General features: G+C 42.7%; 14 protein-coding genes. 6 read left to right on the top strand and 8 right to left on the bottom strand.

Translation table 11 applies throughout. The features are described 5' to 3' along the window. Positions 1 to 101: 101 nt before the first annotated feature. Entirely contained in the window at positions 102 to 1,037 is a 936-nt protein-coding gene (gene lpxL / locus ACXAER_RS04445) for an LpxL/LpxP family Kdo(2)-lipid IV(A) lauroyl/palmitoleoyl acyltransferase (protein ID WP_474826971.1), read from the top strand. Positions 1,038 to 1,332: 295 nt separating this feature from the next. Continuing rightward, positions 1,333 to 1,950 (top strand): TcpQ domain-containing protein, encoded by a 618-nt coding sequence (locus ACXAER_RS04440; protein ID WP_474826969.1) that lies wholly within the window; start codon positions 1,333 to 1,335, stop codon positions 1,948 to 1,950. A 13-nt stretch (positions 1,951 to 1,963) separates the two neighbouring features. Here the strand turns inward: ACXAER_RS04440 and glnE are convergent, their stop codons facing one another. Further along, the gene (glnE, locus tag ACXAER_RS04435) at positions 1,964 to 4,876 is read right to left on the bottom strand and encodes a bifunctional [glutamate--ammonia ligase]-adenylyl-L-tyrosine phosphorylase/[glutamate--ammonia-ligase] adenylyltransferase (protein ID WP_474826965.1); all 2,913 of its coding nucleotides are present in this window, start codon (positions 4,874 to 4,876) and stop codon (positions 1,964 to 1,966) included. 273 nt (positions 4,877 to 5,149) lie between these two features. On the opposite strand from glnE, the gene ACXAER_RS04430 reads away from it, so the two are divergent. Beyond that, a complete protein-coding gene (locus ACXAER_RS04430; protein ID WP_474826961.1) occupies positions 5,150 to 6,055 on the top strand; it encodes a DUF350 domain-containing protein in 906 nt (301 codons plus the stop codon). A gap of 100 nt (positions 6,056 to 6,155) precedes the next feature. On the opposite strand, the gene ACXAER_RS04425 is transcribed toward ACXAER_RS04430, so the two are convergent. Next, entirely contained in the window at positions 6,156 to 6,431 is a 276-nt protein-coding gene (locus ACXAER_RS04425; protein WP_474826958.1) for a GIY-YIG nuclease family protein, read from the bottom strand. A gap of 103 nt (positions 6,432 to 6,534) precedes the next feature. Here ACXAER_RS04425 and hldE point away from each other — a divergent pair, with 103 nt between their 5' ends. After that, complete coding sequence (gene hldE, locus ACXAER_RS04420) at positions 6,535 to 7,965, top strand: bifunctional D-glycero-beta-D-manno-heptose-7-phosphate kinase/D-glycero-beta-D-manno-heptose 1-phosphate adenylyltransferase HldE (protein ID WP_474826956.1); 1,431 nt, start codon at positions 6,535 to 6,537, stop codon at positions 7,963 to 7,965. 156 nt (positions 7,966 to 8,121) lie between these two features. Further along, entirely contained in the window at positions 8,122 to 9,183 is a 1,062-nt protein-coding gene (locus ACXAER_RS04415; RefSeq protein WP_474826953.1) for an XrtA/PEP-CTERM system-associated ATPase, read from the top strand. A gap of 64 nt (positions 9,184 to 9,247) precedes the next feature. Here the strand turns inward: ACXAER_RS04415 and ACXAER_RS04410 are convergent, their stop codons facing one another. Genes ACXAER_RS04410 through ACXAER_RS04395 form a run of 4 tightly spaced genes read right to left on the bottom strand, consistent with a single transcriptional unit; the run spans position 9,248 to position 14,087 of the window. Next, on the bottom strand, positions 9,248 to 10,936 hold the full coding sequence (locus ACXAER_RS04410; RefSeq protein ID WP_474826949.1) for a porin family protein: 1,689 nt from the start codon (positions 10,934 to 10,936) through the stop codon (positions 9,248 to 9,250). Beyond that, positions 10,905 to 11,846 (bottom strand): XrtA-associated tyrosine autokinase, encoded by a 942-nt coding sequence (locus tag ACXAER_RS04405; RefSeq protein ID WP_474826946.1) that lies wholly within the window; start codon positions 11,844 to 11,846, stop codon positions 10,905 to 10,907. Before ACXAER_RS04405 ends, ACXAER_RS04410 begins: the two co-directional genes overlap by 32 nt. Further along, positions 11,846 to 13,423: an XrtA system polysaccharide chain length determinant gene (locus ACXAER_RS04400; RefSeq protein ID WP_474826943.1), complete on the bottom strand. Its 1,578-nt coding sequence runs from the start codon at positions 13,421 to 13,423 to the stop codon at positions 11,846 to 11,848. The genes ACXAER_RS04405 and ACXAER_RS04400 overlap by 1 nt, the downstream gene beginning before the upstream one ends. 31 nt (positions 13,424 to 13,454) lie before the next feature. After that, entirely contained in the window at positions 13,455 to 14,087 is a 633-nt protein-coding gene (locus ACXAER_RS04395; RefSeq protein ID WP_474826939.1) for an XrtA/PEP-CTERM system exopolysaccharide export protein, read from the bottom strand. A 149-nt stretch (positions 14,088 to 14,236) separates the two neighbouring features. Here ACXAER_RS04395 and ACXAER_RS04390 point away from each other — a divergent pair, with 149 nt between their 5' ends. After that, the gene (locus ACXAER_RS04390; protein WP_474826935.1) at positions 14,237 to 15,649 is read left to right on the top strand and encodes a TIGR03013 family XrtA/PEP-CTERM system glycosyltransferase; all 1,413 of its coding nucleotides are present in this window, start codon (positions 14,237 to 14,239) and stop codon (positions 15,647 to 15,649) included. 4 nt (positions 15,650 to 15,653) lie between these two features. Here the strand turns inward: ACXAER_RS04390 and ACXAER_RS04385 are convergent, their stop codons facing one another. Beyond that, entirely contained in the window at positions 15,654 to 16,607 is a 954-nt protein-coding gene (locus ACXAER_RS04385; RefSeq protein WP_474826932.1) for a polysaccharide deacetylase family protein, read from the bottom strand. 17 nt (positions 16,608 to 16,624) lie between these two features. Next, positions 16,625 to 19,393 carry an XrtA/PEP-CTERM system TPR-repeat protein PrsT gene (gene prsT / locus ACXAER_RS04380; protein WP_474826929.1) on the bottom strand — a complete coding sequence of 923 codons (2,769 nt, stop codon included), beginning with the start codon at positions 19,391 to 19,393 and terminating at the stop codon, positions 16,625 to 16,627. Between the last annotated feature and the right edge of the window lie 51 nt (positions 19,394 to 19,444).

Raw genomic sequence — 19,444 nt, 5'->3', positions numbered from 1 at the left:
TTCCTTTTTTCGTAATACTCTTGCCGATTGACTGGCTCAATTAGCCCCGCTAAAAGCGTTCTGCTACAATGCCGCCCAATTAACTTTAAAGGAAAGATACATTGGCTGCGGCAATTAAAGCTCCTAAGTTTAAATTGGCATTTATTGGCCCTAAATTCTGGCCAGTTTGGTTGGGCGTTTTTGTCCTATACACAATTACTTGGCTACCTTTACCTGTTATCCGCACCATAGGAGGCGGCGCAGGAAAGCTGATTGCGTTAGCGGTTCCTAAGCGAGCGAAAGTTGCGAAGCGAAATTTACAGCTTTGGAACCCGTCTTTGTCAGAAAGTGAAGTTGAAGCGCTGTACAAAGAAAATATACGTCGAACGGGTATGGCACTGTTCGAAACCGCCATGGGGTGGTGGTGGCCTGATTGGCGAGTTAAGCGCGCTATTAAAATCGAAGGTACTGAGCACGTAGAAGCTGCCCTTGCTCACGGTAAAGGCGTTTTTGGTATGGCGCTTCATAATATGAACTTAGAGTTTGCATGTCGTGGCATTGGCTTTTACCATCCAAGTATTGCCTTTTACAGAAAACACAACAACCCGCTAATCGATTACCTTCAGTATCACGGGCGCAACCGCTCTAACAAATACATGATTGATAAGCGCAATGCCAAGGCACTTATCGCAGCACTTGATGATAAAGAGCTATGTTTGTACTTGCCTGACCAAGATTACGGCCCCAGACAAAGTATTTTTGTGCCATTTGGTGGCGTGAAAGAGACAGCTACAACAACGGCGACGCTAATGTTTATTAGGCGCACAAATTCGGAACCTATGCTCATAACTTCGCAATACACTAAGCGTGGCTATAAAATAAAGATATACCCACCACTTTCTGAACTTGGTGCAATGGAAGATGCAGAGGCTCTAACACTTTTAAACCAGCACGTTGATAGGGCAGTGAAAGAGCAACCAGAGAGCTACTTATGGATGCATAAGCGTTTCAAGACGCGCCCTGAGAGTAATCCAGAATCGCTTTATAAATCACTGTAAACGGTAAATTAAACGCCACTCTAACGGAAAGGGTATACAGCGGTTAACCACGATTAGAGTGACCGAGCTGCCAGCAATTCGCAGAAGATAAAACTTTCTAAACGGCAAAAAGTGGATAAAGGGCATAACCGTTGTGTATACCGTAACTGGTTACAACCAGTTTGCTCTTGTCAAAATAGATAAATAGGATAAAGGCGTATTGTAGCCGCTTCGGCTAAAATACAAATATTAGGACGAATTCGATTAGAGATAGTAACTCCGCTCGAATGCTAGCGTGATTACAGATTGGTAGGTTATGGGACAGACGAGTTATTCAAGCTCTTCATTTTGGGCAAAGCAAATTGCTATCGCTGTGGTACTTGTTATCGCTGCGGGCGTTTTGATTTATATGTTACAGGCACACGAAGAATCACCCACACCCGCGTCACAAAAAGAAGAAAAATCTGTTTCCAAGGGCCTTAGCGAGTTTTATCGCGACTTTCGTATGTCTTCAACGGACCCACTAGAAGGTGAGCAGAGTGATTTCGTGCTCGATATTGCCGGTGTCGATCCTAATCTAGATAGCAAGCTAGCAAAGATGTCCAGTCAAACACGTCCTGTTGAAAAAAATTGGACCGGTGAACACAAATATAGGACGTTCGCAGAAGGTAATACGCTTCGTGAGGCAATTGCACAGTATGCCCAAGCCGAAGGTATGCAGTTAATTTGGAACCTTGAACAAGACTTCGTTATTAAGCATCAATTTCAATTAGACAATACAGTTGCCGGTTCTTTAGCTAAGATTGCAAGCGCCATTGACAGTAGCTTTGAAGGCGAAGTTCAAGCTTATCTATGTGCAGAGCAGCGTTCTTTAGTTGTCACGGCTCAAGAAACCGACTTCCTTAAAAGCCAATGTCGCCGTGTACGCGGGTAGCACTTTTCCAGAATTACTCACTGAGCCTGCCAAATAATGTATCCCAGTGTTGCCTCACTTGCTCGCGTATAATATCCAACTCTTCACTTTGGTCAGCGTACTTGGTATCTGCCAGAGTGAGGTGATGATATTGCTCACGAAGCCGCAGGTACGCTTTTTGTAGTTTTTGTGCTGTTGGCGTGTCAACGATGTTCGCGCTGGCTGCAACATCGAAAATTCTAAGATTATCTGGGTACTCGGTCATTGCTTTCACAGTGCAAGCGTGTGCTAATACAAGATATTGCGCCATAAACTCAATGTCAGTAATACCGCCTTCACACTGCTTTAAATCTACTTTTTCATTATCTTTAGCCAGTAGGTGTTCACGCATTTTTATGCGCATTTTGCAGACATCTTTCGACAGTGTCTGGGGATCTCTAGATTGACTGAGAATTGAATGTCTTACCTGTGCAAAGTCTTCCAAAAGCGATGCGTCGCCGCAGATAGCTCTTGCTCTCACCAGCGCTTGGTGTTCCCATGTCCAGGCTTCCTCTATTTGGTATTTCTCGAACCCGTTTATGTGACAGCACAATAGCCCAGCATTGCCAGAAGGGCGCAAACGTAAGTCGGTTTCGTATAGCTGTCCGAACAGTGTTTTCGTATTAAGCAAGTGCATAATACGTTGAGCCAATTTTATGTAAAACTGTTGAGCCTCAATCGATTTTTTGCCGTCTGTACTACTTGAACGGGGTGCATTGTGTATAAAAACCAAATCTAAATCCGATCCATACCCCAGCTCATAGCCGCCCAATTTACCGTAACCAATAACGGCAAAGCCCTTGTCATTACCCTCAAGGTGGGAAGGTACACCAAAGCGCTGTCTCATTTGCACCCATGCTGCGTTAACGACATGCTCTAAAATAACTTCTGCTAAAACAGTTAGTTTATCGCTTACATTATTAATGGGCAGGGATTCACTAATGTCGCTGGCCGCGATACGAAGCTGCTGGCAAAGTTTGAACTGTCTAAGCCCATCCATCAACATTTCAACGTCATCTTGCTCTATACGCAGCATAGTCTCGCGCAGCTCGAGCTGGTATTCCTGCTTACTGGTTTTGATGTCTGTGTTTTGCTGCCCTAAATAGAGTGGGGTAAGTAGCTCATCTAATAAGAGTGGGAATCGCCTAATTTCTTGGGCTATCCAGTCGCTTCTCTCGCAAAGCCTAACTAACTGCTTAAGCACATCTGGGTTTTCTAGTAGAAGATCAAGATAGGTTGTGCGGCCGGTAATGGCTTCAATCACGCCTAATAATCGGCTCAACACCTGCGCTGTGTGATTAGGGTGCTGCTTAATTAATACATATAAAATTTCTGGAAGAAGTTTGTTAAGCGTATCTTCGCCTCTTTGACCTATGCGGTAGTTTCTTTGTTTATCTTTAAAGGCGACGAGAATGGTGAAGATTTGATTACTCTCCTTACTGGAAAGGTGGTCGCTAAACGTTTCAGTAAACTCATCTTCTTGCAATGAAAGGCGCCATGCATCTTGGCATGCAATAAAAAGCTGGTCTTCATCTGAGTGGGTATCATGGCACTCCTCAACTAATTCGTTGAAGTGACCGTGAATACGAGCCATGACTTCGTCTAAATGGGTTAAAAATTCGCTATAAGCGGCAAAGCCCATAACATCAATCAGGGCACTTTGCTGCCACGGCTCGTCGGGCAGTGTTTGAGTTTGGCGGTCTTGGCTTTGTTGTAACGTGTGCTCTACTTTTCGCAAGAACAAATAGTCTTGCTTAAGCTGCTTTGTTACGTCGCTTTCTACAATATCCAATTCGCTCAAAACATCTAAAGTTCGAAGTAAGGACTTACTTTGTAATGCGGGCTCTCGACCGCCGTGGATTAGTTGAAAACTCTGGGCAAAAAACTCGACTTCTCGAATACCACCAGCACCTAGTTTGATATTGTTGCTTAAGCGTCGCCTGCGAATTTCGGTAGCTATAAGCTTTTTCATGTTGCGCAGCGCATCCAGTGTGGTGAAATCTAAATAACGCCTAAACGTAAACGGGTGAAGAATGCCTTTTAGCCACGAAGCATTATCCGAATGATCATCATTAATGACTCGTGCTTTGACCATGGCAAAGCGTTCCCAGTGCCTGCCCTGGTCCTGATAGTAGTCCTCAAGAGCAGCGAAATGCATTACAAGGGGGCCGGAATCTCCAAACGGACGTAAGCGCATATCAACACGGTAGACTTGTCCATCATTAGTCACTTTGTTCAGCGCTTGAATAAGCTTTTGGGCTAGCTTGGTAAAAAACTGCTGATGCTCTAGCGCTTTCTTGCCGCCGCTAGTTTCGCCTTTTTCTGGGTAAGCGAATATCAAGTCAATGTCTGACGAAAAGTTGAGTTCTCGCCCACCCAGCTTGCCCATACCAAGAATGTACATGTGCATATCTTGTTTGTTATTCTTCGGCGTTCCATATCGGTGAGCTAAGTGCTGGTAAATCCAATGATAAGCACTAGTTATCAGCGCATCCGCCAATGCCGAAACTTGTGCAAGCGAAGCTTCTATATCCTGTTTGTTGAGTACATCCAAGAAGGTTATACGCGCCATTTCTTGATTGCGGTATTCACGAAGTTCTTTAAGTAATTCTTCTTCGCTTTTGAGTGTATCAAGCTTTGTTTTTAATTCAGTGCTGAAGCAAGCAGCGTTTGAGTCAGAATCAGTTAAATTAGACAAAGGCTCTACGACTCTGCAGATAAACGCAGGCTTTTGTACCAGTGTTTCAGCTAGGAAAGCGGAGCGAGCAAAAGCGCTTAAAAGGGCTTCGCGATAGTTTTCTGCAATGACTTGGTCGGTTTCGGTTAAGGCGGGTGAATCTAGCAACTGCTGCCATAATTTTCCGGCTTGCTCTACGTTTGTCATGCTATTTTCGTTGTCTATTGGCATAATGCTCGCGTCTTAAGAGATAACATCTGTGTAAAATAATGAATACTCATATTTTTATTGAAAGTATTCATAGCCTGCTAAGTTTTACCGCCTCGGTTTATGACGGTGACTTTTTCAGGTCCTTATTAAAATAAATCTGAACAAGTTCGCTGTCATCCTTGTACCAATTTAGCAAGGATAGATACTGATGCCCTTATCGTTATCACTACAACGATACCGATTGAAAAAGAGCGTTCAGCAAAGAACTTCGTATGTTCAAGGAGCAAAGATAACGTGGAAGCCTTATTAAAACTAGTACCTCTAACGCAGGAACTATTGATTTACCTTGCCATGGATGTGGCAATAGCGTTAGTGCTACTGATGATTATGAAATGGCTGACTGGCGCATTCAGAAAGTACTCAGTAACCGAAGAGTTGGGTGTTAAAGATAACTTTGCTTTTGGCATTAGCATTGCCGGTGGCATGTTGTCTTTATGTATTGTACTGAGTTCAGTAGTAGGACGGCATATAGGCGTAGGTTACCAAGAAGCAGCCATTGGCATGGTGACTTTTGGTATTGTGGGGATCATGCTAGTGAAATTTGGGCGCTTTGCCCACGATAAACTAGTACTTAATAAATTAGACACCCACACAATGATAGCCGAACGAAGCGTGAGTGTGGCGCTCGTTGATGCTGCAAGCCTGGTAGCCAGTGCAATAGTGCTACGCAATATTATGATATGGGTTGATGGCAGCGACATGAATGCGCTGATTGCCATAGTAACGGGGTTTACCGTAGTTCTGACTATGCTGCTAGTGATGACGCGAATTTTAGAGTTTAGGTATGCGCGTGATAATCAAAATGACTCATTCCAGGGGGCATTGGAAAAAGGGCAGTTAGCGCTCGCTATCGAGCATAGCGGTAATCTGCTTGGCACAGCTATGATTGTTTCAGCAGCGAAGAACTTACTTATCTACAACCCATCAGGCTATGTGAGTAATGTAACGGGGTGGTTGATTGTGAGTGTAGGTTTGGCTATCGCACTTCACTTGTTGGTTCTAGTGAATAAAAAAATCATTCTTTTTAGTATGAATTTTCGACAAGAAGTGGACCATCAACACAACGTGGGTGTAGCTGCTTTAGGTTTCACGTTAAGCATTGGTAACGCTATGATCATCAATGGTGTTTTAGGTGGCTAACTAAACAACTTGGGGGCTTTTCATAAACCTAGCTTTCAAAATGTTAAACCTCTAGCGCTTTAATTAAATGGTGTTCGGCGACAATTCTGTAGCCGAACACTCATTCTTCAAACGCTGATTTTATACACAACAAATCATTGAGCTGCTTTTTTTGAATGATGCCGTTTTTTTGAGGGCGGCTCATTTGTTTAACCGCATGTTCGAGTTTTGCCGCCTGCGCTTTGTCGGCAACTTCAAAAACAGCCCTTAAGGTTAACGGAGACTTACCTTTAAGGGCCTTTGCGCCACCTTTAATTTCGCCCCTGTGCTGAGCTATTCGACGTTTAGGGTCGGTAGTAATACCCGTATAAATTTGCCCAAGTTTGTTCTCGACCATGTAGAGGTACCAAGGGGGATTTGCGTTTGATTGGTGGGTATTGCCTGTGTTGGCTGTTATACTCTGTGCCAATGTACTCAATGTCTAAAAAGTTACTCTTAGCATGATATTACCAGATTTTAGCAAAGCGAAAGTGCTTATTGTTGGCGACTTAATGTTAGACCGCTACTGGAGCGGTGGAACAAGGCGAATATCCCCAGAAGCGCCAGTCCCTGTTGTAAACGTTAACAGTTCTGAAGATAGAGCCGGCGGCGCGGCCAATGTTGCGGTAAATGTGGCTACGTTGGGTGCAGAGGTAACCTTGTTGGGCATGTGCGGTAAAGACGAAAACGCCAACATATTAAAAGAGCGATTAGAAACTCACGACATTTGCTGTGAGTTCTTCGAAGTTGATGGATTCGATACTATTACAAAGCTTCGAGTAATGAGCAGAAATCAGCAACTTCTGCGCTTAGATTTTGAGAAGAGTTTTGAGGAGGCTGACAAATCAGCATTGGAATTAGCTTTCGATAAAGCGCTAGACAATGCTGACGTTGTTATTCTAAGCGACTACGCAAAAGGTTGCTTAAGCAACCCCCAAGCACTTATAGAAAAAGCACGCAGCAAAAATAAGCGTGTGGTAGTCGATCCCAAGGGCAGTGATTTTGGTAAATACGCTGGCGCTACGTTAGTTACTCCGAATATGGACGAGCTTCGGGGTATTGTCGGCAAGATAGATAGTGAACAAGTGCTGGTGGAAAAAGCGCTGTCATTAAAAGAATCGCTGAATTTAAGTGCACTTCTTGTTACGCGTTCAGAAGACGGCATGACATTGTTTGACGGTGACGACAGTGAGTTTCATTTGCCAGCAAAAGCGAAAGAGGTCTATGACGTAACCGGGGCAGGGGATACCGTAGTATCAACGTTAGCGGTTGCTATAGCCTGCAAGCTACCGCTGCAAGCAGCTTGCGTGCTTGCCAATTTAGCCGCTAGTGTTGTAGTTGGAAAGCTGGGAACCTCCACTGTAACGAACACAGAGCTAGCACTAGCGTTAGGCGAACAGTCGGTGCACTTAGATGGCGGGGTGATGAATGAAGACCAGCTAGAAATAGCGCTTCAAGCTGCTAAAGCTCGAGGGGAGCGGATAGTAATGACCAACGGTTGTTTTGATATTCTGCACTCTGGTCATGTTGCTTATCTTGAAGAAGCTGCACAATTAGGCGACCGTCTAATAGTTGCGGTGAACACTGATGCGTCTGTGACCAAACTAAAAGGACCTGGTCGCCCAGTTAATAACGTTAGTAGGCGCATGGCGGTACTAGCAGGCTTAAGCGCAGTCGATTGGGTGGTTCCCTTTGAAGAAGATACGCCTCAGCGAGTTATTGCCCGATTGCTGCCAGATGTATTAGTAAAAGGCGGCGATTACAAAATTGAAGAGATTGCAGGTGGCACGGACGTTTTGGAAAATGGCGGTGAGGTTAAAGTGCTCACCTTTGAAGATGGCGTATCTACTACCGGTATTATAGAGCGCATAACACAAAATAAGTTACGTTAAGTCGGCGGTAGTTTCTAGAAAATATAATACTTCGATAAAAGCGCGTTGTTGGTTACCATATAGGCTAACAGATTAGGAAAAACTAGCGCGCAATTTTAAAAAGACGTTGAGCGCAGGTTTAGAACACATACTTTTAATGGAATAACGGCAAATAGCATGTACGAAAGTTACTATGGACTTAACTCGAAACCGTTTCAGTTAACCCCAGATCCTAAATTTTTCTTCGCAAGCAAATGGCACAAAAGGGCTATGTCTTATTTGCAGTATGGCCTGTCTCAAGCTGAAGGGTTTATTGTGATTACCGGTGGAATAGGTACGGGTAAAACCACTGTTGCAAACAGCTTGCTTGAAGAAATTGAAGATGATATTGCGGCTGCGCAAATTGTTACGCCCAAGCTGTCTCCAGATGAACTTGTAAAAATGGTCGCAGCTAAATTCGATGTACCGACCGAAGGGCGTTCGAAAGCGGACATTCTTAAAGCCCTTGAAATTTTCCTATATGACTTAAATAAAGCGGGGCGCCGTGCCCTATTACTTGTTGATGAAGCGCAAAACCTGCCGCTAGAGACTATAGAAGAACTAAGAATGCTGAGCAATTTTCAGCTAAACGGTAAGCCACTAATTCAAAGCTTTTTGCTAGGGCAAGAAGAGCTACAACCTATCCTGAAAGCGCCCAATATGGAGCAGTTTAGGCAGCGTATTGTAGCGTCATGCCATCTTGCTCCACTCTCGTTAGAAGAGTGCAAAGAGTATATTGAATATCGTTTACACAATGCGGGGTGGAAAGGCTCCGCGTTATTTAGCGATGACGCACTAGAATCTATTCACATGTTCTCTCGCGGTATTCCCCGAAAAATTAATACTCTAATGGATAGGGTAATGCTTTATGGCTTCTTAGAGGAACTAGAAAGTTTTGACTCCAATGCGGTGAACGAAGTAATTGAAGAAGTGAAAGCCGAGATGTTCGAGCCCGAAACGAGGGGCGAAGAAGTAGCTAAACCCCTGGATTTTGGCGCTCGCTCGGAAAACGAAGCCATTATGACGCCTAAGGGCAATGTTATTCGCGATACCAAGTACTACTTGGATATGTTAACTGAGCTAGTAGACGCTCTAGATGACGCGATCTCTCAGAAGGTGAAAATGACTCAGTATGTAGATAAACTAATGAAGAAAAAGTTTAAAACTTACGTGCGGCTTAAAAGTGATGATAATACCTAACAATGGTGTGGTCGAAGTAACTCTATAGATAATAAGAGAGCGCCTGCAAATCCGAGGCGCTTTTTTATTGGTAGGTATATGTAATTCCTAAGGTTATTTGTCTGTTGGTATAGTTGGCTCCGAAAAAGCCATTCACATTACCAACCCCACTACCACTTATGAGATCGCCGCTTCTGTCTACGTAATTAAGGCTGGCACTTACTTCTAATGAGCGTCCAAAAGTACGATCGACACCTATTGTTGCATTCCAATTGTCGCTCTCACCATTGTTAAAGGTTTCGGAACGCTGTGCGATATTGGCATAGTTAACACTTGCGTTTAAGCTGGTATAGCTACCAATTTTGTACGCTAAAGATGATCCCAAAGAATAGGTTCGGGTAAGACGGTCTTGGTCAAGCGCGTCATCTTCAGAGTAGCGCCACGACATTGCCAAAGTAACCCTTGAAAAATCGTATCCAATTTGAAAGTTACTGCTTTTACGAACAATGATGTCGTCATTAAATTCAAGGTTTTGCGTGGTAAACTGTACAAACTGTTCATCAGCGTTCGGCACGTAACTTAAACTGTTCGGCTGGTAGCAGCTAGATATGCCAGAAGAGTTTACAGGGCAAACAAATACGCCTAAATTCTCTGGGTTTGCCAATAGCCTGCTTGTATTCGTTACGTCTTCTGAATAACCAAACGATGTTCTAAGGTACTTAGAGTTGTAAGTTACATTGGCACCAGCAGTTTCACCAAAAAAGCGTCGACCATAATTCGCTTCAACGCTTGTGCGTGGGCTCAAAGCCCACTGTAATTCCAAACCCATAAAGGTTTCGCCGTCATCGCTTTCTATATCTGAATCGGTAGTGTTAGCAGTAATAGATATGTATCTGTTAGCGCTTTGCCTATACGTTAAACCAGCGCCATAAGAATTGAATTTGCGCACTAAACTGGCAGTGTCATTTCTGTCTGATACTTGGTTACCCTCGTGATTGCCAGTAACTCTCAGCGCCCAGTTTTCAATAAAGTGGATGTCTAAAAAGCCAGAGGCATTTCGCGATATAAAGTCGCCTTGAGACGCCGATGCTCTATCGGTGTCTTGAAAACTGCCCGATACATTCCAAATTAAGTACTTGGCTTGATCGCCGTTAAACAAACTACCAGACAGTTGGTAAGTATCATTATCCAGGGCAAAACCGTCATTCAAGGCGTTTCTCTCTGATGCAACATCAGAGTAAGACGCCTGGCCAGTTCCACGTATCCAGTCTCCTTGAGTTATTGAAGTAGATACGCCAAATCTATTTGAACGGGTTTTGACAAGCGCGTCAGCGTTGGTAAAAAAGTCTGAGACTAAAAAGTTACTCGCCTGCACGTTCTGGTAACTAAGCGCCCCAGACGCTTGAAAAGCTAATGCTTCGTCAAATGGAGCCCAGTTAGAAGAGTAACTGTATTCTCCATAAGTGTCTTCGCGACTAAGGTCATTGTTGTCACGCTCAAGATGGGTCAACTTTCCCTGCCATAACCCATTAAACGTGCGCGATTGGTAAGCTGCGTTGACACTAGGGGTAACCGAAAGTGTGGTAAACGAAATGGTTCCGTTTTCTTCAGATTCTACGTCTTGAAAAATGCTCTCTGCGGAGGCATTTGCTGTAATGTCCAACTTCGCATGTACTGAAGTGCCGCTTCCAAGTAGTAACGTGCCAATAACACCGCATAGCGGCTTTATGGCACAGCGATACTTAATCTTTCCGTTCTGAGTAATAGTACCCATAATATCCGCTTCCATCGGTGTCATTGTGTACAGATTTGTTCACTACAAATCCTATGGCCATTTCTGGATTCAATCGCTCCACAGACATTCTAATATCGCCCATTTTCGCTTTACCTTCTTCTACGACAACAACAGCTTGGCCCGCGAAATTAGCTAAAATCGCACTCTCATTAATACCAATAAGAGGGGGAGTATCGAAAATTATTATGCGATCAGGGTATCTATTAGCAAATTCATTTACAGTGTCATGCATCTTTTGACTTGCAAGCAACTCTGTAGATAAATGGTGCGACTTTCCAGCGGGAATTATTTTGAGCTTGTCGATGTTGGTTGGATAAAGTACATCTGAAATATTCTCAACATCACCTGTTAAATATTCCATCAACCCTTTGCGACGTTCTAATCCTAGAGTATTGAGAACATTTGGTCTTAGAACATCTGCGTCAACAAGAAGAACAGTTTTATCTTGCTCTGACGCTATACTCATCGCAAGGTTGGTTGCAGTAAACGTTTTTCCCTCCGAAGGGCGACTACTGCTTACCATTATAATATTAGGGTTATGCAGCGTTTTTGAAAGCGCACCAAAAGCGTTTGCTAAAAGCTTACGTTTAATCTCGCGGTATTCTTCATTTATTTGATTTCTCTCTCCGTTTAGCGAGATATGTCCATTCTTTTCCAAACGTGTAAAGTCTATGACGAACTCGTCGTGGGGAGATTTTTTACTAGCAATTTTATTTTCTTCAGCAACAACCCTATCAACTGAAAGCCCCTCAGATTCTGGTATTTCAGTTGAAACGTTGGACTCACTAGCAACGCTCGAAGGCTTTGCATCTTTGACCTTATCTTCAACAGTACTGTTTTGCGTTGCTTCTTTTTGTTTTTGAAGTGCCTTTTCAATAGTGTTCTTCATTAAAAGAGACCTCCAATCAAATCCAGTAAATCTACATTTATGATTTCAGCTGCGATTAAGACGCCATACATTACTAAAATAGTACCGCTTGAAAGAAGAAACACTAAAAGGCGGTTTCTATTAGTCTTGCGAATCTGTTCAATGTTTAAATGTGTTACCGTACCCCAAATAGGGTAATCTGAAACGTTAAGCAACTGATTTGGCCTTATTAAAATCGGGTTAAGTTGACTAACGAAATATGCGACAGCAATTCCTGCACCAAAACCTAATAATAATACAGCGGTGTAAAAAATAAGCCTGTTTGGACCAGAAGGGCGCTTCGGTAAAAGCGGCGGCTCTATAATTCTGAACTGCAAGTCTTCGGCTGACACATCGGCTCTTCGTGATAAGTCTGCAGATTCACGGCGAGAAAGCAGTTCTTCGTACTTTTGCTTTGTAACCCCGTACTCTCGATTAAGCGAAGCTGATTCAGCTTCAATTTGAGGAATTAAATCGACTTTGCTTTCTAGCTCAGAAATTTTCCGTAGTAGATCTGTTTCTTTTACCTGAAGAGACGCTATTTGACTTTCAAAACGGCTAACCTCAAGTTTAATTTCGCGGTTCAATTCAGATAGAGGTTGATTTTTTTCATCCTTTTCTGAACTAAGAAATGCCGCTATTTCTTCATCTCTAGACTCTTCCAAACTTTTTAAAAGTGCTTTAGTTTCAACAACGTCAGGGTGTAATTTCGTAAAGCGTAAGGAAAGCCTGTCGAGCTCTTCTTCTAGCGCTCGAATACGGTCGTCATAGCGAGTGCGAAGCACTGGTTCATCTTGGTTAGTCACGCCAAAACTATCACTGCGCTTAACTCCACTAATTTGCTTTTTAAGCGTTTCGACCTGCTGCTGAGTTTGCTTTATTTCAAGGCGAGTGGCGCCAAGCTCGTCATTCAGCTTTTGCAAATTTACGTAATATGAACCTGCGAGAGGCAGAATGTCATTGTACTGGCGTTTGAAGTTCGCAAGGCGCCGTTCGGCTTCCGAAAGGCGAGACTCATATTCAGCAATTTGCTCATCCAAGAAACGCCCTGCAGTATCCGTATCTTTTCTGTTACTTCCAAGCGAGCCTTCCACAAATAAGTCTAGTGTTTCTTGCACTACTTTTTGCGCAACAGAAGGCATTTCGTGAGAGAACGAAATGTTGTATATGTTGTCTTTTCCCGTCCAAGATAGTTTGATGTCTTTTGTCAGAGAAGTAACTAAAGATTCAAATTCATCTTCGGTTTTTGTTGTGATATCAAGATCACTTTCCCTTGCAATCTTCTCCACATTACTCCTACTGAGTAATGTCTTAGCCATCATTTCTATTTCTTGATTCGGATTACTTTCTATTGCAAGTCCGCGAAGTAAAGGCTGCAATACTGAACGAGTGTCAACAAATACCTGTGCTTTTGATGAATAGACGTCCGGTAGGCTCGCGACATATAAAAAGCCAATGGGGCAAATGAGCCATGATAAAATAATCACATAGCGCTTCTTAATCCAAACTCCTTTAATATGATCAAGAAGTTGAATTAGCGTTTGTTGTAAGTCCTGCATGTTATTATTTAGTCCGTTTACTACTCTACAACTAGAACCAGGCTTCTGGAATAATCACTATATCGCCCGGCAGCATATCGACATTTTTAGAGATGTCACCGTCTCTTATAAGGTCGTCTATGTCGACTTCAAAAGTCTTTTGCGCACCATCAACAACTCTCACAAGTTTAGCACTGTTTCCGTCGGCAAACTCAGTAAGCCCACCCACGGCTATCATCAAGTCAAGCAGAGTCATATGTTCGGAATAACTCACCGCGCTAGGATTTGTAGCCTCTCCTATTACGCGAACCTGTTCACTTAATGGACCAGTAAAATTGTTTACGCTAACTGTAACTCTTGGACTGTTTATATAAGTAGACAGTTGCTCTTCAATTTCTCGGGCGAGCATTGTCGGTGTGCGGCCCGCGACATCAATATCTTCGACCAATGAAGTGGTTACTTTTCCGTCAGGGCGCACAATATAGTTGCCTGAAACCTCTGGGTTACGCCAAACGAAAATTGTTAAAGAATCGCCGGGACCAATAAGGTACTGGTAGTTATTTACGTCTGTTGTTAAAGATGGGCGAGTGGTTGCTTCGGGCAACGCCGATGTATTACTACAACCGTTAAGACCAACAATTAAAATAGGGGCACAGCATGTGATTAGCGTTTTGAAGCGAAACATAAGAGATCATCCTACACTCATTATGGTTAATATATGGCTTTTGTCGTTTACCCTACGGGAAATGTAACTATAATGCCAATATCAATTGTAGTCTATTGGAATAAATCCCTTTATTATGGGAAAAACGCCACAGTTTTAGGGAGCCAAAGGTGGCAGTAAACAAGCGCAATCAAAATAAACGCTCAAACATACTGGTGATAACAGAAGCGCTGCTCATTGCTTACATGGGCTATATTTCTCACTTTATACTCGTGCAAATCGGAATGTCGCCAAACGCTTCGGTTGAAAAGCTCATTATAAATGTTGGAATGCTTACAGTTTCAATATTGCTTTGCTCATTGTCTGTCGGCCTATACGAAGCCAAGTTACGAGAAACTTTTCGCGGTATTATTCGTCGCATTTTTGTGAGTGTGGGTCTTAGCTACTTTTTAGTAGAAGTTTTAAGTCGCGCTTTTTTCGATGACTTAGTCATGGACTCGTACTTCTTACCTGCTTCGGTATGTTCAATAATTATAACTTTAGTGGTGTTTCGGTACTTTACCAATCGATTAGGGTTATTAGGCTTGGGGAAGGTGCGTATATTGGTACTTGGTGCAGGTGAGCGTGCTTCAATTATCGAAAAGCGCATGCGTAGAGACGTCGATCGAATCGGGTTTGATCTCGTTGGGTTTATCCCAATTCCCGGCGACAATCGTGAAGACGGAATTAAGAAAGAAAAAGTAATTCACCTTAGAATCGATGATAATTTCCAACAGTTTATTGTTGATAATGAAATAGAAGAAATCGTTATTGCTTGTGACCAAAGGCGAGGAACGCTACCTGTAGAAGTGCTTTTCGATTGTAGACTGAGAGGCATTGAAGTCACTGAGCTATTAGATTTCATGGAACGTGAAACGGGTCAAATTGTGGTTAACCTGATGTACCCTAGTTGGGTTATCTATTCCAACGGTTTCCAAAGTCAGAACTACTTAAGAGATGCTTTGGATTATACGCTTAATGCGATACTAGCATTCTTCATCTTCCTCTTCGTCTGGCCAATAATGCTCGTGACAGCATTGACCATTTATCTTGATGACGGTCGTCGAACTGGCGTTTCTGTTTTCTATAAGCAAGAGCGGGTAGGTCTTAATGGTAAGCTCTTCAAGATAATCAAGTTCAGAAGTATGCGCCCTGATGCAGAAAAAGATGGGGCAAAATGGGCGAGCAAAAACGATGATCGTGTTACTCGGATTGGTTACTTCATTAGAAAATATCGAATTGATGAATTACCTCAGCTTTTGAATGTATTTAAAGGTGAAATGGCATTTATTGGTCCAAGACCAGAAAGACCGCAGTTCGTAGAGCAACTTGTGCGTGAAGTGCCTTATTATAACCAACGACACAATGTTAAACCTGGCTTAGCAGGTTGGGCTCAGCTTAACTACCCTTACGGCGCTAGCGTAGATGATTCAATGGAAAAACTAAAATTTGATCTTTACTACGTTAAACATCAAAGTTTGCTACTTGATATGTTAATCTTAGTGCGTACGGTGGAAGTTGTTCTATTCGGAAAAGGGCGCTAGGCCCTTACCGAATTTTTTCAAACCAAGATGTATATCTAACGCACAAAGATTCAGAGTGTGGCATTCCGATTCTTGGTAAATAAAATGGATCGGTGTTTGGTCCAACATAACCTGGGGATGCGGTTACCGCGCCAGCATAATTACACTCCTGAAGAATATTTTTAGCTGCTGGTTGAATGTCTTCAGGCAGGCCAACAGGGTAACAGAATATATCTGATGGATTTGCAAGGTGCTTCTTAAGCGTTCTAATGCTGGACTCAGCTTCGAATAGTATATCAGCTTCTGAAAGCGTTGAGAGTGGTTGATGACTCACTGAGTGGGAACCAATTCTAAGACCTCTCTTTTCTAACGCTCGTAGGCTGTCCCAATCGCTTGCTTCAAAGCCATTAGTTTTTTCAATGGCACCGAATTCTTTAACCAACTGTTCAAATTTTGAAAGGAAAGAGAGGCGTTCCGTCTTCGATAATCGTTTCGCATGAGCAGACAAGGCGTGTCGAACAGAGCGCCTATTGTTGTCGTCAACTATACCAACACCCTTTAATTTAAGCGCGTTTAAATCGGTATAATGACCTCTAAGTTGGTTTAGGCCCGAGGCTAGTCTAGCATCCCAAGGAAGTAGCTTGGAATCAATAAGGCTCGTTACTACAAACAAAGTAGGTTTTGCGCCTAACTCAAGCAATTTAGGTATCAAAAAGTCGGCTTGATCTCTATAGCCATCATCTATTGTGATGCAAACATAGTTCTTTGATGTAGAGAGTTTTTTTCGTAACTCTAATACCTCGTCTAAATAAACAAACTCGACACCAGCGCTTTTAAGCCGCTCGATAGTGCGTAGGATTAGCTCAAGATTAAAGCCGGTTAAGCCATGATCGCCTTCCAACCTGTGTAAAGTAAAAATAGTAAGCTTCGCACCACAAATTGAGCTAACGAAACGGTTTAAAATCCTATTTGAAAACATATCGTCACTCGATGTCGCTATGAGCCACTAGACACCTCGACCAAAAGGTGTTGGAGTTCAGCTTGTTGCCGCTCGTTTGCTGGCTTAATATCATCTATGATTCGTTTTGCTTCTTCAAGATTACGACTCTCAATCAGTAGATTAGCATAATGTATAGCGATTTCTGGTGAATCATCTAGTGAATAGGCACGGGTCATGAGCTCTAGGGCTTCTTTACTGTTCCCTTTGCGCTCAACAATATGCGCAAGCGTATCAATAATTGCCGGGATATTAGCATCAAGAGTAAGCGCTGACCTAGCCACGTTTTCCGCTTTGCTCAAATCTCCTGCTTCGAAAAGCAGCCAAGCATAATTGTTAGCAGCAATTAAATTTGTAGGGTCATATTGTAAAACTCCCTCATACTGCGCCATAGCTAATTTGGGGTCTGAGTAGAATACAATGTTAGCCAATAGGTTGCGCGTATAAACATCTCTAGGATAATCAGTGACACGCTGCACCATAAAGGACTGTAATTCTTTTTGTCGATTTAGGTCGCGCAGGCACCTAATTACACCGTTTGAATTAAACTTATTCGGAATTATTTCATAATAATTTAGCAAAGGTTGAATCGCCTGTTCACATCGATTATTCATAATATCAATGTGGGCCTGCAACCCCAACCCTGATATAGAGTTTCGAAAACTCTTGGGCAGTTGGTTTAGTTCAAATTGAGCACGAGATACACTTTCCAGTTCCACTAAACGCTTCACTTCCAATGCTCGAATGCTTATCTGTTCTGGGTATTTCAACAAGGCGTCTTTGAGTGTTTGCGAATACCTTTCAGTGTTGCCTAACGTGTCATAAAACCCCAAAAGAGCAAGTGTGGCAGTTTCGTTTTTGGATTCTCTCCGATGCCATTCTAACAAGGTTTTCTCTGCTTCGGTGAGCATACCTAAGCGCAGTTGAGACTCGGATAACGTTAAGTAGTAGTCAGAACGTTTGACGCTTTCATCCGTTATTTTATTTAGCAATTCTGGAACTCGTCTCAGTTGGTCAGGCATATACTTTAACAATGCCATTGCTAAGGTGATTTTCAAATCATCAATTTCTGGATTACTAGAGACAAGGGTATCCAAAAATTGTATACCATCTGCCAAGCCATCATTAGTTGCATATACAGAAAATAGTAAGGTTACGCCTTCTTGGTATTCAGGCTTTTGATTGGCGAGTGGAATTAGTAATCTTTTTGCTTCCTCACTATTTCCTTGTTGTAGCTCAAATTGAGCTTTGTACATTAACGCTGCCGCGTTCAAAGGGTCGATAGTTAGTGAAGATTCATAGCTTTCAAGCGCGGCTTTAACGTTCCCTAAACGTGACTCTGCCAATCCAATCGCATTGTAGCCTAAAACAGCGAGTTCTTTGTTACGGTCAATGAGCTTGCTTCCTAGTGAGCGTAATCCGTCGTAGTCTTGAGATACTAAATAGCTTTCGATGATTGTCATAACTTCATTGGAAGACAAATCTCTGTTTTCTATTGCTTGCTCAAGATCCTTCACTCCAGTGAGATCACCCAGCTCTATTTTTAGCATGCCAATATCGGCAAGAATTTCTGGATTTGACTGGGGTAAACTAGCAAGCTTTTGGAGAACATCTTGTGCTTTCTCCTCTTGGTTGTCTTGACTTAATAAAATCCCTAAAGAGGTTAACAGTTCGGCATCAGTATTTTTAAGTTGCGTAATATTTGCGAGGGTAGAGTGCGCTTCAACAGTGTAGCCAAGGTGCAATTGTGTCAGGATGAGTAACCTTAAAGCAGGGTGATCTGAGGGGAGCGATTTAGCGACGCTCTTCAAATTTCGGTACGACTGCTCATAAAGTCCTAATTGGTAATTGCTAATACCGAGAACTACCTGTAAAACTTCAGTTTTAAGGCCGCTCCTAACCGCTACGTCGCCGTATCGCTTTGCACTTTCATAATTACGCTCTTGAAATTCTATTACGCTTAGAAGCTGATTGAGGTAACCGTGTTGGCGAGTTATTTGTAGTAGCTTTAATACTATTGGGCGCGCCTCTGAATATTTTCCTGCTCTGATCAGTGTACTAGCCAAAAGAAGTTGAGCTTCATTTGAATCTGGAAGAGACTCAACATACTGCTTAAATACCGTTTCAGCTGTCGTAAAATCTCCCGCCGTTAATGCTAACTGTCCTTGCAATAACAGCGCTTCGGCAAAGTCAGGTTGAAGCGTTAACAACTCTTCTAGTAGCGCAATAGCTTCACTGTTGTTTTCTTGCAGAGTTTCCAGATAGGCATCACTCAATCGGGAAAATGCCAACTCATTGCCTATTTCTGTTGCCTTTGCAAAAGTGCTTTTGCTCTCTTCCATTCGATTTAGTGCACTGAACGCTATCCCTTTATAAACTAAGAATCGAGACAGTTGAGCATCACTTAACTTAGACTCATTAACGGACATTTCAAGAACTGATTCATATTCTGCTAGGCGCAAATAAACAGCCATTAAGTCAAGGGTAAGGTCTGGGGTTGTAGCCCCCAATCGAAGTGCATACTCAAGCTCTTTTTTGGCAGCAGGGAAGTTACCTGTCTTGGTAAATTGCTGTCCTAGAAGTGTTCGTGCAGTAAGGTTGTCAGGATATTCAACCAATAGATTTCTTAGCTCTATTCTTGCTTCTTCAGTTTTACCTGCATCTATTGCAGCGTTGACTTCGGCTAATGACGCTTCGATATCGAGCGGAGGTTTGCATCCTGCTAAAGAAAACAAAAAAAACAATACACCAATGGTTCGAACGTGCATAATATGTCCTTGTAATACCGTTACCTAATTTAACCTAGCCTTTGAGCTTGC

This window comes from Alteromonas sp. AWJ4_199, assembly GCF_056159165.1.
The sequence above is the reverse complement of the archived record's forward strand: the minus strand, read 5'-3'. Positions and strand labels throughout refer to the sequence as shown.